15 protein-coding genes are annotated in these 14,616 nt (G+C 52.4%); 12 read left to right on the top strand and 3 right to left on the bottom strand.

The features are described 5' to 3' along the window. Positions 1 to 5: 5 nt before the first annotated feature. The 4 genes from ACE38U_RS01475 to ACE38U_RS01460 all read left to right on the top strand — a co-directional run bounded on the left by ACE38U_RS01475 (position 6) and on the right by ACE38U_RS01460 (position 3,115). Positions 6 to 818, top strand: coding sequence for an ABC transporter permease (locus tag ACE38U_RS01475; RefSeq protein ID WP_375529021.1), 813 nt, complete (start codon positions 6 to 8; stop codon positions 816 to 818). Further along, entirely contained in the window at positions 811 to 1,788 is a 978-nt protein-coding gene (locus ACE38U_RS01470; protein ID WP_375529020.1) for an ABC transporter ATP-binding protein, read from the top strand. The genes ACE38U_RS01475 and ACE38U_RS01470 overlap by 8 nt, the downstream gene beginning before the upstream one ends. Further along, complete coding sequence (locus ACE38U_RS01465; RefSeq protein ID WP_375529019.1) at positions 1,781 to 2,755, top strand: ABC transporter ATP-binding protein; 975 nt, start codon at positions 1,781 to 1,783, stop codon at positions 2,753 to 2,755. The genes ACE38U_RS01470 and ACE38U_RS01465 overlap by 8 nt, the downstream gene beginning before the upstream one ends. Positions 2,756 to 2,863: 108 nt before the next feature. Next, positions 2,864 to 3,115, top strand: coding sequence for a DUF2766 family protein (locus ACE38U_RS01460; RefSeq protein ID WP_038481723.1), 252 nt, complete (start codon positions 2,864 to 2,866; stop codon positions 3,113 to 3,115). 102 nt (positions 3,116 to 3,217) lie between these two features. Here ACE38U_RS01460 and ACE38U_RS01455 read toward each other — a convergent pair whose 3' ends face one another. Continuing rightward, the gene (locus tag ACE38U_RS01455; RefSeq protein ID WP_375529018.1) at positions 3,218 to 3,721 is read right to left on the bottom strand and encodes a non-heme ferritin-like protein; all 504 of its coding nucleotides are present in this window, start codon (positions 3,719 to 3,721) and stop codon (positions 3,218 to 3,220) included. A gap of 823 nt (positions 3,722 to 4,544) precedes the next feature. Beyond that, on the bottom strand, positions 4,545 to 4,964 hold the full coding sequence (gene uspC / locus ACE38U_RS01450; RefSeq protein WP_038481729.1) for a universal stress protein UspC: 420 nt from the start codon (positions 4,962 to 4,964) through the stop codon (positions 4,545 to 4,547). Between the two features lie 937 nt (positions 4,965 to 5,901). Between uspC and flhD the strand changes: the two genes are divergently transcribed. From flhD to cheW, 6 genes are all read left to right on the top strand, one after another. Continuing rightward, on the top strand, positions 5,902 to 6,252 hold the full coding sequence (gene flhD / locus ACE38U_RS01445) for a flagellar transcriptional regulator FlhD (protein ID WP_038481732.1): 351 nt from the start codon (positions 5,902 to 5,904) through the stop codon (positions 6,250 to 6,252). Positions 6,253 to 6,255: 3 nt separating this feature from the next. Beyond that, positions 6,256 to 6,834 carry a flagellar transcriptional regulator FlhC gene (gene flhC, locus ACE38U_RS01440; RefSeq protein ID WP_038481735.1) on the top strand — a complete coding sequence of 193 codons (579 nt, stop codon included), beginning with the start codon at positions 6,256 to 6,258 and terminating at the stop codon, positions 6,832 to 6,834. Positions 6,835 to 6,960: 126 nt separating this feature from the next. Further along, complete coding sequence (gene motA, locus ACE38U_RS01435) at positions 6,961 to 7,851, top strand: flagellar motor stator protein MotA (protein ID WP_176981750.1); 891 nt, start codon at positions 6,961 to 6,963, stop codon at positions 7,849 to 7,851. After that, a complete protein-coding gene (motB, locus tag ACE38U_RS01430; RefSeq protein ID WP_038481740.1) occupies positions 7,848 to 8,777 on the top strand; it encodes a flagellar motor protein MotB in 930 nt (309 codons plus the stop codon). Before motA ends, motB begins: the two co-directional genes overlap by 4 nt. A gap of 10 nt (positions 8,778 to 8,787) precedes the next feature. Next, entirely contained in the window at positions 8,788 to 10,806 is a 2,019-nt protein-coding gene (gene cheA, locus ACE38U_RS01425) for a chemotaxis protein CheA (RefSeq protein ID WP_038481743.1), read from the top strand. A gap of 28 nt (positions 10,807 to 10,834) precedes the next feature. After that, complete coding sequence (gene cheW, locus ACE38U_RS01420; protein WP_016536985.1) at positions 10,835 to 11,329, top strand: chemotaxis protein CheW; 495 nt, start codon at positions 10,835 to 10,837, stop codon at positions 11,327 to 11,329. A gap of 46 nt (positions 11,330 to 11,375) precedes the next feature. Here the strand turns inward: cheW and ACE38U_RS01415 are convergent, their stop codons facing one another. Further along, positions 11,376 to 12,641 (bottom strand): dicarboxylate/amino acid:cation symporter, encoded by a 1,266-nt coding sequence (locus ACE38U_RS01415; RefSeq protein ID WP_375529017.1) that lies wholly within the window; start codon positions 12,639 to 12,641, stop codon positions 11,376 to 11,378. A 701-nt stretch (positions 12,642 to 13,342) separates the two neighbouring features. Here ACE38U_RS01415 and ACE38U_RS01410 point away from each other — a divergent pair. Together ACE38U_RS01410 and ACE38U_RS01405 are read left to right on the top strand one after the other, a co-directional pair. Then, complete coding sequence (locus ACE38U_RS01410) at positions 13,343 to 13,873, top strand: Csu type fimbrial protein (RefSeq protein ID WP_038481749.1); 531 nt, start codon at positions 13,343 to 13,345, stop codon at positions 13,871 to 13,873. Between the two features lie 14 nt (positions 13,874 to 13,887). Then, a complete protein-coding gene (locus ACE38U_RS01405) occupies positions 13,888 to 14,607 on the top strand; it encodes a fimbrial biogenesis chaperone (RefSeq protein WP_375529016.1) in 720 nt (239 codons plus the stop codon). Positions 14,608 to 14,616: the final 9 nt, after the last annotated feature.

Raw genomic sequence — 14,616 nt, 5'->3', positions numbered from 1 at the left:
AGGGCATGAAACACAGCCGTCCCGCGCAGTGTTCGCTGGCGGTGTTGGTGCTTTTTGCCCTGGCGTCATTGTCGGCATTCTTTAGCCCCTGGGACCCAAACCAGATGTCGCTCCAGGCGCGCATGCTGCCGCCGGATACCGGGCACTGGTTTGGCACGGATGAGTACGGCAGGGACTACTTTACGCGTGCGCTTTACGGCGGGCAGATTTCCCTGATGGTTGGGTTTCTGGCGATGCTGTTCTCCACGCTTATCGGCACGCTGGTGGGCACGGTCAGCGGCTACTTCGGGGGTAAAATAGACAACCTGCTGATGAGGCTGGTGGACATACTCATGTCGATCCCGGCCTTTTTCCTGCTGCTGGTGCTCAATGCTTACCTGAAGCCCGGCATAGCTAACATTATCCTGATCATCAGCGCGCTGACCTGGATGAACATGTCGCGCCTGGTTCGCGCAGAAACCTTGACGCTAAAAGAGCGTGAGTACGTGGTTTACGCGCGTGCCTCCGGTGAGCATCCGTTGCTGATTATCGCCCGCCATATTATCCCCAATATTTTGCCGACGATTATCGTGGCGGCGACCCTGAATATCGCCTCCGCTATTTTAATGGAGTCTACATTGAGCTTTCTTGGTCTTGGCGTACAGCAGCCAAATGCCTCCTGGGGCAGCATGCTGAATAACGCCCAGTCTTACATCGGTGAAGCGTCCTGGCTTGCCATGTTCCCCGGCGTGCTGATCCTGCTGACGGTGCTGAGCTTTAACGTGCTGGGCGATGTGTTCCGCACCGTCTTTGAGCCGGGAGCAAACCGCGATGAGTAACCTGCTTGAAATCGATAGTCTGAAAACATCCTTCTTTACCCGCGACGGCGAAGTTCATGCGGTGCGTGGCGTCACCTTCAGCGTGCGGCGTGGAGAAGTCGTGGGCATCGTCGGCGAGTCTGGCTGTGGGAAAAGCGTCACCTGCAAATCGGTTATCAATTTGCTGGGGAGCCACGGCAGGATAGTGGGGGGCCATATTCGCTTTCAGGGCGAAGATCTGGCCCGCAAAACGCCGGAGCAAATGCGCCATCTTCGCGGCAGTGAGATAGCGATGATTTTTCAGGATCCGATGACCGCGTTGAACCCGGTGCTGAGCATCGGGCGGCAGATGAGTGAAATCCTTATTCGTCATCAACGCCTGAGCAAAAAGGCGGCTAAAGAGAAGGCGATTGCGATGCTCGGGCAGGTGGGCATTAGCCAGCCGGAAAAACGCTACGACCAATACCCGCACGAATTTAGCGGCGGCATGCGCCAGCGGGTAATGATTGCCATCGCGCTGTCGTGCCATCCGTCTTTACTGATTGCCGACGAGCCGACTACCGCGCTGGACGTGACAATCCAGGCGCAGATCCTGCGGCTGCTTAAACAGCTTCAGCAGCAGACGGATACCGCAATTTTGCTGATAACGCATGATTTAGGCGTGGTGGCGCAGGTGTGCTCGCGGGTGGTTGTGATGTACGGCGGGCTGGTGATGGAACAGGGAAGTGTAGAGGCTATTTTTTATCGCCCCTCGCATCCCTACACGCGTGGCCTGCTGGCATCGCTGCCCCGCCCCGACGGCAGTGAAGAACGCTTGTCTCCGATAGAAGGGAGCCCGCCCGGCTTGCTGAATCCCCCTGCGGGCTGTCCATTTGCCGCTCGCTGTCCGCAACGCATGGCCGTTTGTGATAAGGCGGCACCTAAACACACTTTCGCCGATGGTCACGAAGTTAGCTGCTGGCTGTGGGAAAAAGAGGTGGCTCATGCCTGAGGTTATTCCACTGATTAGCGTCCGCAACCTGAGTAAACATTTCACCTCTGACCGGGGCTGGTTCGGGCCACGCACGACGGTAAAGGCCGTGGACGGCGTCAGTTTTGATATTTATCCAGGGGAAACTTACGGCCTGGTCGGAGAGTCGGGCTGCGGCAAGTCAACGCTAGGCCGAAGCCTGTTGCGGCTGTTCGACATTACCGAAGGTGAGATTGAGTTTGACGGGCAAAACATTGCCGGGCTAAGCGAACGTCAGCTGAAACCCGTCCGCCGCCGGATGCAGGCCGTTTTTCAGGATCCTTATTCCTCACTGAATCCAGGCATGACGGTGCAGCAGCTGATTGCCGAACCGATGCGTATTCACGGCTACGATGCTGAACGGCGGAAAAGTCGAACGCTGGAGCTGCTGGGGCAGGTGGGGTTAAGCCGTGAGCACCTCGATCGTTTTCCTCACGAGTTCAGCGGCGGGCAGCGCCAGCGTATCAGTATTGCTCGCGCGCTGTCGGTGAACCCCGAGTTCATTCTTTGCGATGAACCGCTGTCCGCGCTCGACGTGTCAGTGCAGGCGCAGGTGGTGAATCTTTTGCAGGATCTGCAGCAGGCATCAGGCCTGACCTACCTGTTTATCGCTCACGATCTGTCGATGGTGCGCCATATTTCTGACCGCATTGGCGTGATGTACCTCGGCTCGCTGGTGGAGGAGGCTCCGGCAGAAACGCTGTATAACCAGCCGGCTCACCCTTACACCCGGGCGCTGCTGGCGTCTATTCCTCTCGCCGACCCGCATGTACAAATGCTGGAGCAGGGCGGGCTAAAAGGCGAAACTGCCGGGGGGATTGGTGAATATACAGGCTGTAAATTTGCTAACCGTTGCCCACGTGCGATGGAGAAATGCCATCGGCAGCCTCCGCAAATGCAGGAGATCTCTCCGGGGCATCGGGTTGCCTGTTGGCAGTTTGAAAAGTAAATCCATGGGGGCTTTTTTCCCCGCCTTAGGGATTTTACGCCGAATGGACTGTTGCCTCGCACGGAGCGGGGCAGGTAGACTGTCGCGCAAATAAAACAGGAGATTAAAATGGCCGAACAACTCTCTGCCGATCAGGAACTGGTTTCCGACGTCGTGGCGTGCCAGCTGGTTATCAAACAAATTCTCGACGTGATTGATGTGATTGCGCCGGTTGAAGTCCGTGAAAAGATGTCAGAACAGCTGAAAACCATCGACTTTACCAGCCATCCTGCTGCCGTTGACCCGGTAACTCGCCGCGCGATTCAAAAAGCGATAGCCCTGATTGAGCTGAAATTTACCCAGCAGAAAGAAGCGCACTAATCCTTCTTTCCTTCTCCTGGACGCCGGAAGGCTAAGCGTCCACAAGATAATAAAAAAGCACCGGCGGATTGCTGGTGCTTTTTTTATCTAAAGAGGAGGCTCTCAGTGAGACTCGTGTTCGACAAAATTCAGCAGATGTCGGTCGGTCTGGCTCATGCACAGGCCCGCTTTTTTAGCATTGCGCACTTCTTCCAGAATTGTCTGCAGCCGTTCACCGTCCCGATCCTGTTCTTCGCTTAATGCCATCAGAAAGCTCATGACCTTACGGGCATTGGCCGCTTTGGCCTCTTCTTTTAGGGTAGCCAGCGTTTCGTGGCGCAGGTGGTAATCATCCAGCGTTTGCTGAAACAGCTCTTCAAGCGTCAGGCAGTGGCACTCAGGTGGAGGCATCGCGCCTACGCTCGGCATGCCGCCAGAGTGCTTCATAAAATTAAATACCCGCATCATGTGCGTAACGTTGTTTTGAGCCTGGCTGCGTAGAAAATTCGCGCTGCCGGTCAGGCTGTTCTTCGTGCACCAGGCGCTCAGGTGCAGACACAAATGGGAGGCATAAAATTCACGATTAATTTGCGCATTAAGTTTTTGGATCATGCTGGCAGCGGGCATATTAATATCCTTATTTCCGTGGACAATTTTATGGAGTATTAAATAACCATACGCTGCTATCAAGTTCGAGAAAAGTCCTAAGCAAGTCTATTTATCATTTCTTTAATTTTTTTCATGATAATAGTGCACCGAGATGTTCATTTTCTGGGCTAGGTGTAACTCACTGTATTTGATATAGAATATATTTGAACTTTGTTTTTGTGGTTTCGCTCTCATTTTATGTTAAGAGCATGTTAGGCGTGCCTGTTCGGCGTTTGTGTGTTAATCATTTTTTGCCTCTTGGTTAATTTTACTATTTTTCACTTAAACGGGATGAGATCATCTTTGTGCCTCCTGCTGCATATTTTCATGATTCTAAAATCCGTGCACCAAACAAAAAAATCCCAGGCAAGATGAAAATTAATCGACGCTGAGGAGGGACTGGGATTGCGCAATAAAAGATCGAAAGTATAAAAAGAGAGCAAATCAGAGGAGATCCCAGGGCCTGGATTTGCGGGCGCGGCTAATGAGTTGTTTTTTTGTGCATATCGCAAATCCTTATGGCTTGACGTGATGATTTTGAGGCCCTGGCGTGCTGGCGTTGCTCCGGCTGAGAAGCAGAGGGCAATTTGCTGAGGGAAGCGGGTTATCATTCACGCGGGCAGGATTCTAAATTTGTGCCGCTTATTTGAACATTTTTGTTCTTATTGGCGAGGAAAGAAAAGTCAGGATAAAAAATCGAGTTTTCCGAAACTGGCATAATTAGTCGCTATGGAATAACCCGGAAAGTAGTTTAGCAGAGGGCGGAAAGGCGGAGCAGGTTCCGCTTCCTGTTGAGGTCGTTCTAAAGAGGGACCAGCAGCACATCAACCTGGCTTGAGGCCACGACAGCCTTGGCTGAGCAGGTGATCTTACCGAAGAAACTCTGATTATGATTGCCGCAAAGCACCAGGTCCACATCCTGCTTTTCACAGATATCCAGGATGTGTTCGCTTAGTTCCCCTGTGGAAATAATTACCTTTTCAATAGGATATTGCGCTTTCTCTTTCAGCTCATCGAGAAAAAGGTGGGTTTCTTCCAGCATCAGATCGCGCAGGTTTTCCAGCATCGGGGCGGCAAGCTGGTTATACAGTTCGGGATCGGAGGCTAGCGTGACGAGAGTAATTTTTCCGTTGACGGGTTTGACGATAGAGACGGCCTTTTGCACCAGATGATGGCTCTCAGGCGTGATGGCCACGGCAACCAGCACATGACGATAGCTCATACGGACCCTCCACATATTGTGTGAATTGTTAACATTTTCTTACACCACTTGTTGTCCAGGCGCAACGCTTGTCGCCATACGAAATGTGAAGCCACTCATAGAAATTGTTTAGTTATTCTTATGAAACGAATTTGCAACATTATTTCGTAGACGATTTGTAAAAATTTGCCATAAGGCGAACGGATTAATTTGCGAACCTGGATCGAGTGATAACTTTCAGTAACTGGCGCTTTTGAAATCATAACGCTCGGTTAAAATGCCGCTATAATTTAGCTTAAGTCTCTGAATAACAGCAGGTTACTCCTAACTGCTTTCGTAAAGTGTGATCGCCTAAGCATTCCTGACCGCCGGTATCGGATAAAAAGCAATGGTAACTCATGGAGTTGTGATGTTTCAGTGTCACTATTCGTCTGATGTTATCGGTAAAATTCTCAATCAGATTAAAAATTAAGCAAATGAAAAGCGATTCTGATGCTTTTCACTTCGAAGGATGATGTATTTATGTGATCTGCGTCACATAAATTCCAAAATCGCCGATGGCTGCATTGTATGTGCCAGGGGCTGCGAGTAGAGTTTGCCCGAATTAGGAAAAATCTTAGTTTTTTGTAATAAAATGATGAACGACAACAGGCGTTCGGGCTTTGTCAGGGAAGTAGCTTCTACCGCGGTAGGCGGAGGAGCCTAGTCAGAGCGTAAGATTTATCCGTGCATTTTGGCCGTAACGATTGTTTTAATTTACCCGGGGCGACCCGGCGACATCGCGGGGTGCGGTAACAACCCCCTAATAGTTCAGAAAACGGTAATGGCGCGAAGGCTCGCTTCGGTTTCTTACAGCTGTAAGTTTCTGGAGAATTTCCTGACGTTGACACGTTACTGTCATCCGAAATATTTAGGCTAGGCCGCATACAATAATAGTTGGTTATTCGGGATGGAAAAAATGCATACTTCCGAGTTGCTAAAACATATTTACGACATTAATTTATCGTATTTATTGCTTGCACAGCGTCTTATTAGTCAGGACAAAGCATCAGCAATGTTTCGTTTAGGCATCGCTGAGGATATGGCAAATACTCTAGGGGAACTCACGTTGCCCCAAATGGTAAAATTGGCAGAAACTAACCAATTAGTTTGTCAGTTCCGCTTTAACGAAAGTCAGGCGATTACTCGCTTAACACAAGACTCCCGTGTGGATGATTTACAGCAAATTCATACCGGTATTTTGTTATCTACCCGTTTATTGAATGAGGTGTCGACGCCTGCCGAGGCACCTAAGAAAAAAAGGGCATAACAAATGAGCGAGAAAAGTATTGTCCAGGAAGCTCGCGACATTCAGCTCGCTATGGAGCTGATAACCCTCGGTGCCCGACTGCAAATGCTGGAAAGCGAAACGCAGCTGAGCCGTGGTCGCCTGATCAAACTCTACAAAGAACTCCGTGGAAGTCCTCCTCCAAAAGGGATGCTGCCTTTCTCTACTGATTGGTTTATGACCTGGGAGCAAAACATTCACGCTTCCATGTTCTGTAATGCCTGGCAGTTTTTACTTCGCAGTGGGCTTTGCACCGGCGTTGATGCGGTCATTAAAGCCTATCGACTTTACCTTGAACAATGTCCTTCCCAGGCCGACGGCCCGCTTCTGGCGCTGACTCGCGCGTGGACACTGGTGCGTTTTGTCGAGAGCGGAATGCTCCAGTTAAGCCAATGTAACTGCTGTGGGGGTAATTTTATCACCCACGCACACCAGCCGGTCGGCAGCTTTGCCTGCAGTCTGTGCCAGCCGCCATCAAGGGCGGTAAAAAGACGTAAACTTTCCCAGAATACTGCCGATATTATTCCACAACTGCTGGATGACCAGGTGGAACAGGCTGTTTAACAGATTCTGTGTTTGCGTATTCCAGCAGCGGTAAGTGATTGCCGCTGCTTTTTTTATGCCCAAACATGACGCTGCATCTGCCCCCCTGGGCATCCTCGCTACACTCAACGGCGTAAGGATGATCTCGTGCTGATTTTAATAGGTTACCTGGTTGTTTTAGGGACAGTGTTCGGCGGTTACATGTTAACCGGCGGCCACCTTGGCGCACTTTATCAACCTGCTGAATTTATCATCATTGGTGGGGCGGGTATTGGGGCGTTCATTGTAGGGAATAACGGTAAAGCGATTAAGGGCACCTTAAAAGCGCTGCCGCTGCTCTTCAGACGTTCAAAATATACCAAAAGCATGTATATGGACTTGATGGCATTGCTTTATCGTCTGATGGCTAAGTCGCGTCAGCAGGGGATGTTTTCACTTGAAAGAGACATCGAAAACCCTAAAGAAAGCGAAATTTTTGCCAGCTATCCGCGTATTTTAGCGGACGCCATGATGCTTGATTTTATTGTCGATTATTTGCGTTTGATCATCAGCGGAAATATGAATACTTTCGAAATTGAAGCGCTGATGGATGAAGAAATCGAGACCCATGAAAGCGAATCGGAAATACCTGCAAACAGCCTGGCGTTAATGGGGGATTCATTACCCGCCTTCGGTATCGTTGCTGCGGTAATGGGGGTTGTGCACGCGCTGGCCTCCGCTGACCGTCCTGCCGCGGAGTTAGGGGCATTAATTGCTCACGCTATGGTGGGAACTTTTCTCGGTATTTTACTGGCCTACGGATTTATTTCCCCATTAGCCACGGTATTGCGTCAGAAAAGCGCTGAAACCACCAAAATGATGCAGTGCGTGAAGGTGACTTTATTGTCCAGCCTCAATGGTTATGCGCCGCCGATCGCGGTGGAATTTGGTCGTAAAACGCTGTACTCCAGCGAGCGTCCGTCGTTCATTGAGCTGGAAGAGCACGTCAGGGCGGTACGTTCACCGAACGCGCAGCGCGCGACGGAAGAAGAAGTATGAAAAATCAGGCCCATCCCATCGTTGTCGTAAAGCGCCGCAAGCACAAGGGACACGGCGGGGCGGCTCACGGCTCGTGGAAAATTGCCTACGCGGACTTTATGACCGCGATGATGGCCTTCTTCCTCGTGATGTGGCTGATTTCCATTTCCAGCCCGAAAGAGCTGGCGCAAATTGCTGACTATTTCCGCACTCCACTGGCCCAGGCTATCACCGGCGGCCAACGTATTGCCGACAGTGAAAGCCCGATCCCCGGCGGGGGTGATGACGTCACTCAACAGCAGGGTGAAGTGAAAAAACAGCCCAACATTGAAGAGCTGCGCAAGCGCATGGAGGCTAACCGCCTGAAGCGTATCAAAGGGGATTTGGACCAGCTAATTGAGTCCGACCCGAAACTGCGCGCGCTGCGGCCACACCTGCAGATTGACCTGGTGCAGGAAGGTCTGCGTATTCAGATTATCGACAGCCAGAACCGCCCGATGTTTAAAAACGGCAGCGCGGAAGTGGAGCCTTACATGCGCGATATTTTGCGCAAAATCGCTCCAGTGCTGAACGGTATTCCTAACAAAATCAGTCTGTCCGGCCATACCGATGATTTGCCTTATGCCAACGGCGAACGCGGTTACAGCAACTGGGAGCTTTCCGCCGACCGCGCGAACGCTTCCCGTCGTGAGCTGGTGGCGGGCGGTCTCGACGACGGCAAAGTGCTGCGCGTCATCGGGATGTCCTCACAGATGAGCCTCTCCAAACGCGGAGGCGGTGACGCCATTAACCGTCGCATCAGTTTGCTGGTGCTTAATAAACAGACCGAAGACGCCATCATGCATGAGAACTCAGAGAGCGATAACCAGCCGATCGGGGTTCTGCAGCAGGTCCCAACGGCGGCTCCGGCGAATAACACAGTTGCGCCACAACCAGGCATGAGGTGATAGCGTGAGCATGGATATTAGCGATTTTTATCAGACATTTTTTGACGAAGCCGACGAACTGTTGGCGGATATGGAGCAGCATCTTTTGGATCTGGTGCCCGAGGCGCCTGATTCTGAACAGTTGAACGCTATTTTCCGTGCTGCCCACTCCATTAAGGGCGGGGCCGGAACGTTTGGCTTCTCCATCCTGCAGGAAACGACGCACCTGATGGAGAACCTGCTCGACGAAGCGCGGCGCGGTGAGATGCAGCTCAACACCGATATCATCAACCTGTTTTTGGAAACCAAGGATATTATGCAGGAACAGTTGGACGCTTATAAAAACTCTGAAGAGCCGGATGCTGCCAGCTTCGACTACATCTGCAAAGCGCTGCGCCAGCTGGCCCTGGAAGCCAAGGGCGAAGTCCCTTCGGCGCCGGCCAAACTCTCCGTGGTAGAAACGGAGCAGCAGGCTGCTACGGCTACCGATAACGGCGGCAGGCTGCGAGTGGTGATTGACGGACTGAAAGAGACCGAGCGTGACCTGATGCTCGAAGAGCTGGGTAATCTTGGTACCCTGAGCGATGTGGTCAAAGATGCGTCTTCTATTACCGCCACGCTTGAAACCAGCGTCAGCGAAGACGACATTACCGCCGTACTTTGCTTCGTGATTGAGCCAGAACAAATCAGCTTTGTGCCGGTGGCGGCAGCCAGCGCGCCAGCGGCCGCGGAAACGACTTCCGTGGCGGTGCCGGAAGCGCCTGCGCAAACGGCCGTCGCCGTGCAAAAAGCCGGCTTGCCTGAGCCGTTAACCCCGGCCACCGGACGCGTTGAGCGTGATAAACCTGCCGCTCGTGCGTCGGAATCAACCAGTATTCGTGTTGCGGTTGAGAAAGTTGACCAACTGATCAACCTGGTCGGCGAGCTGGTCATCACCCAGTCGATGCTGGCCCAGCGTTCTAACGAACTTGACCCGGTTAATCACGGTGATTTGATAACCAGCATGGGGCAGCTGCAGCGTAACGCACGCGATCTGCAGGAATCGGTGATGTCGATTCGTATGATGCCGATGGAATACGTCTTCAGCCGCTTCCCGCGCCTGGTGCGTGACCTGGCAGGCAAGCTGAACAAACAGGTTGAGCTGACGCTGATGGGCAGTTCCACCGAGCTGGATAAGAGCCTGATCGAGCGTATTATCGACCCGTTAACGCACCTGGTGCGTAACAGTCTTGACCACGGTATCGAGTCGCCTGAAAAGCGCCGGGCTGCCGGGAAGTCCGAAGTCGGCAACCTTATCCTGTCCGCTGAACATCAGGGCGGCAATATCTGTATCGAAGTGACCGACGACGGCGCGGGGCTTAACCGTGAACGCATCCTGGCGAAGGCGATGTCCCAGGGAATGCCGGTCAGCGAGAGCATGACCGACGACGAAGTTGGCATGCTTATTTTCGCGCCGGGCTTCTCCACCGCCGAACAGGTCACCGACGTTTCCGGCCGTGGTGTCGGCATGGACGTGGTGAAACGTAACATCCAGGAGATGGGCGGCCACGTTGAAATTCAGTCGAAAGCCGGTACCGGGACCACCATCCGTATTTTGCTGCCGCTGACGCTTGCCATCCTCGACGGCATGTCGGTGAAGGTCAGCAATGAAGTGTTTATCCTGCCGCTGAACGCGGTGATGGAATCACTCCAGCCGCAGGAAGAAGATCTGCACCCGCTGGCGGGCGGCGAGCGCGTGCTGGAAGTGCGTGGCGAATACTTGCCGCTGGTCGAACTGTGGAAAGTCTTTGACGTTCAGGGCGCGAAAACCGAAGCCACGCAGGGCATTGTCGTTATCCTGCAAAGCGCCGGACGTCGCTACGCGCTGCTGGTCGATCAGCTGATTGGTCAGCATCAGGTTGTAGTGAAGAACCTCGAAAGCAACTACCGCAAGGTACCGGGAATTTCTGCTGCCACCATTCTGGGTGACGGCAGCGTGGCGCTGATCGTCGATGTTTCTGCGCTGCAGGGGCTAAACCGTGAACAACGTCTGGCGCTTACCGTCGCCTGATTAACTGCATAAGAAAATAGGTACGCAAATGACTGCACTAACGAATGTGACAAAACTGACCGGGGAAAACGTAGGCCAGGAGTTCCTGGTGTTTACCCTCGGCGATGAAGAGTACGGCATTGATATCCTGAAGGTGCAGGAGATCCGCGGTTACGACCAGGTAACGCGTATCGCGAATACGCCTGCTTTTATCAAAGGCGTGACCAACCTGCGCGGTGTGATTGTGCCGATCATCGACCTGCGCCTGAAGTTCGAGCAGGACGGCGTGGAATATAACGACAATACCGTGGTTATCGTGCTGAATCTTGAGAAGCGCGTGGTGGGGATCGTGGTTGACGGCGTATCCGACGTACTGTCGCTGACCGCCGACCAGATTCGTCCTGCCCCGGAGTTTGCCGTGACGCTGTCTACCGAATACCTGACCGGCCTGGGCGCGCTGGGCGAACGTATGCTGATTCTGGTGAACATCGAGAAGCTGCTGAACAGCGAAGAGATGGAGCTGCTGGATTCTGCGGTTGCTTAATCGAATCGATTAGAAAATGGGGGCTACCGGCAGGTAGCCCCTTTTTTTATGCCTTAACTTCTGCCCCCGGCACGCTGCCGGTTTCTTCCAGCATACCTTCGTTTTTGGACAGCATCGCGGTAGCCACGCCGTTGCCCAGCACGTTAATGGCCGAACGGCCCATATCCAGGAAGTGGTCAATACCCATCAGCAGCAGGATCCCGGCCACCGGGATATTGAAGCTTGGGATGGTCGCCGCCAGCACAACCAGCGCGGAGCGCGGTACCCCGGCAATCCCTTTTGACGCCAGCATCAGCGTCAGCATCAGCACGGCAATCTCGGAGAAGGAGAGGTGAATGTTATAAGCCTGGGCAATAAACATCGACGCGAAGGAGCAGTAAACCATCGAGCCGACCAGGTTAAAGGAGTAGCCGATAGGCAGCACGAACGACGCGATGTTACGCGAGCAGCCAAAGCGGGTCAGCTGATCCAGAGTCTTTGGATAAGCGGCCTCAGAGCTGCTGGTGGTGAAAGCGACCAGCACCGGATCTTTAAGCATCGCCAACAGGCGGAAGACGTCGCGCTTCAGCACCATATAACCCACGCTAATCAGCACCACGCAGGTCAGTACGATAGCCACATAGTAGCCGCCGATAAACGACGCGTAGTTCAGCAGAATGCCCAGGCCCTGGGTGGCAATTACCGAAGAGATGGCGGCGAAGATGGCCAACGGCGCAACGTACATAACGTAGCCGGTGACTTTCAGCATGATATGAGAAACCACATCCAGCGCGCTCACCAGCGGTGCGTTAAATTTCTCACCCAAAGAGGCTCCGGCAATGCCGAAGAACATCGAGAACACCACAATCTGCAGGATCTCGTTGTCCGACATCGCGCCAGCAATGCTGGTTGGAATGGTGTGAGAAATAAAGGCTTTCAGCGTCATACCGCTTACGGCAAGGCCGGTTTGTACGGCTTCCGTCGGCACTTCCAGATTCATGCCCGCGCCTGGATGCGCCAGGGTAACGATAAACAGCCCGACCAGAATAGAAAGCACGGAAGAGGAGACGAACCAGACCATCGCCTTACCGCCCACGCGGCCAATGGTGGAGGTTTCGCCGAGCTTCATGATACCGACCGTCAGGGTGCTGAAGACCAGCGGTGCAATCACCATCTTGATCAGTCGCAGGAAGATGTCGGTAAACAGCGTGATGTTGTCGGCGTAGCCTTTGATAACGTCTGCGGCGGCGTATTCGTGGATGGCCGCACCGGTGAAGATCCCCGCTATCATGAACAAAATGATGAATAGCGTGAGTTTGTTTGAACTTGCCACTGACTTAGTATCCCGTAGTTGACTGTAGTTAATGTGTGTTTTTTTGTAACTTACTGACCCCTATATAATTATTATTGCCGGGCAGTAAATATGCGGAGCATAAATTGAATCAAACGGCGTCGATATACAACTCTTTTTTATAAATTCTGTAAATTGTTAATTAAGCAGTGCTTAATCATTATTTGTGATGAATATCACAAACTGACGGATATATTCTTTTCAGTTTGCATCAAGATATGAGAGGGAAGGGTTAACTCACTGTTTTAATAGTAAATAACTCGTCAATCCGCCGTTTTGCTGAATTTTGCCGCGCGGTTGGTTATTTCCGGGTCTCTAAACTAAATTTCAACTAAGTGATGACGTAACGTACTGATTTTTTTCTTACCAGTTCGCCTGCCCATGTCGCCAGGGAAGCCGCATTGCCCGGTTGTAAATTGCCTGGTCGTAAAATGTACAAACAGGTGGGGAGGGAACTCCGGAATTATGGGGTGCGATATTGCCCACGGTATTTTACAGGCAGCGAATGAGATTTCAGGGCGAATTATATTAACGGTGAGTTATGGTGTCGGCTGTCACTATTAAAGTGGAAAACAGTTAAAGAGAAAAACAGGGAAAGAGAAAAATCTAACGTTAAATCATCCCGTACCGCTTCGTTGCGTATTCACGAAGCATGATTGAGTCATTTGAATAAGGTTAAGGATATGAATTCAGCCACTGCAGCACGCTTAATTCTCTCTTGTACTGCGTTTGCGGTTATTCCATCGGCTAATGCGGCGGTGGCAAACGGCACATTTCAGGTCCTCATTACTATTCAAAAGTCCTGCGCGGTGACCGCCGGCAGCGGCTCGAATATTAACCTGGGGACGGTTAACGCCAGTGCAGTAAACACTTCGCAAAGCAATACCTTTACCGTTAACTGTTCAAAGACAACGCCTTATTTTATCGGCCTTGCACCTTCCGCAGCGAACGGGGGAACCACCACCGGGTCCGGGGCCATGTCGTCAGTCGCTAACTCCGCGACCAACACCGATAAAGTGCCCTACCAGCTGAACCAAACCTCGGCGACCGGGCCGGTTTGGGGGAACACCGCGACCACCACCGTGGTCGGTAACGGCGTGGCGGGTACCGGGTCGGGCGCCGCGCAGACTTATACCGTCTATGCGACGGCGGCGAGCGCGAACTTCACGCCAGACAGCTATGCGGATACGGTTACCGTCAACGTTAACTACTGATTTCAGGACAGCGGATGAAATTGAAATTAGGTGGACGCTCCGCCTGTGCGTGCCTGTGGCTGGCGCTGGCGGCGGGGGGGCATGCGTTAGCCGGTGGCCTGCAAATATCACCGGTTAACCTGACGTTAAGGGCGGCACAAAATGCAGATGGGATCTGGCTGAGTAATGAAGGTGACGCGCCGCTCAACGCGCAGGTGCGGGTTTTCAACTGGCAGCAAAGCGGCTATGCCGACAAGCTGTCAACGTCTCAGGGGCTGGTTATCAGCCCGCCAATCGTGACGCTGCCGGCGGGAGAGCGTCAGCTGATCAGGGTTATCCGTACCGGGCCTGCCACCAACCAGGTGGAACAGGCGTACCGCTTGTTTATCGATGAGCTTCCGCCGGCCAAACTGCAGCGGAATAAAATTCAGTTTGTGATGCGCTATTCCGTTCCGGTGTTTTTACAGCCCGTTGGGCAGGGGGAAAACTCGGCGAAGCTAAAATGGGCATTAATTAATGTCGAGGGCAAAACGTTTATCGAAGTGAGCAATCAGGGAAACAGCCACGCTCAGCTTTCGGCCATGACGTTTATTTCACCTAATGGTGCGCGAAAAACGATTACTTCAGGTCTGCTAGGTTATGTTCTTCCAGGTTCAACTATGCGGTGGATAATATCTTCATCTGCCGGTGATGCTTACCATAGTGGAAAAGTTGAAGTCGCTATCAATGGTCAAAAAACAGAACAAGATCTATGACTGGCCATA

Source organism: Cedecea selenatireducens (genome assembly GCF_042138895.1).
Taxonomy (GTDB): domain Bacteria; phylum Pseudomonadota; class Gammaproteobacteria; order Enterobacterales; family Enterobacteriaceae; genus Cedecea; species Cedecea selenatireducens.
This window is presented reverse-complemented; position numbering and strand designations above follow the sequence as displayed.

Coding starts and splice junctions, on each gene's coding strand:
- ACE38U_RS01460 (WP_038481723.1), top strand. CDS start 2,864: ATGGCCGAACAACTCTCTGCCGATCAGGAACTGGTTTCCGACGTCGTG.
- motB (WP_038481740.1), top strand. CDS start 7,848: ATGAAAAATCAGGCCCATCCCATCGTTGTCGTAAAGCGCCGCAAGCAC.
- cheA (WP_038481743.1), top strand. CDS start 8,788: ATGGATATTAGCGATTTTTATCAGACATTTTTTGACGAAGCCGACGAA.
- ACE38U_RS01455 (WP_375529018.1), bottom strand. CDS start 3,721: ATGCCCGCTGCCAGCATGATCCAAAAACTTAATGCGCAAATTAATCGT.
- flhC (WP_038481735.1), top strand. CDS start 6,256: ATGAGCGAGAAAAGTATTGTCCAGGAAGCTCGCGACATTCAGCTCGCT.
- cheW (WP_016536985.1), top strand. CDS start 10,835: ATGACTGCACTAACGAATGTGACAAAACTGACCGGGGAAAACGTAGGC.
- ACE38U_RS01405 (WP_375529016.1), top strand. CDS start 13,888: ATGAAATTGAAATTAGGTGGACGCTCCGCCTGTGCGTGCCTGTGGCTG.
- ACE38U_RS01475 (WP_375529021.1), top strand. CDS start 6: ATGAAACACAGCCGTCCCGCGCAGTGTTCGCTGGCGGTGTTGGTGCTT.
- ACE38U_RS01410 (WP_038481749.1), top strand. CDS start 13,343: ATGAATTCAGCCACTGCAGCACGCTTAATTCTCTCTTGTACTGCGTTT.
- flhD (WP_038481732.1), top strand. CDS start 5,902: ATGCATACTTCCGAGTTGCTAAAACATATTTACGACATTAATTTATCG.
- uspC (WP_038481729.1), bottom strand. CDS start 4,964: ATGAGCTATCGTCATGTGCTGGTTGCCGTGGCCATCACGCCTGAGAGC.
- ACE38U_RS01470 (WP_375529020.1), top strand. CDS start 811: ATGAGTAACCTGCTTGAAATCGATAGTCTGAAAACATCCTTCTTTACC.
- ACE38U_RS01465 (WP_375529019.1), top strand. CDS start 1,781: ATGCCTGAGGTTATTCCACTGATTAGCGTCCGCAACCTGAGTAAACAT.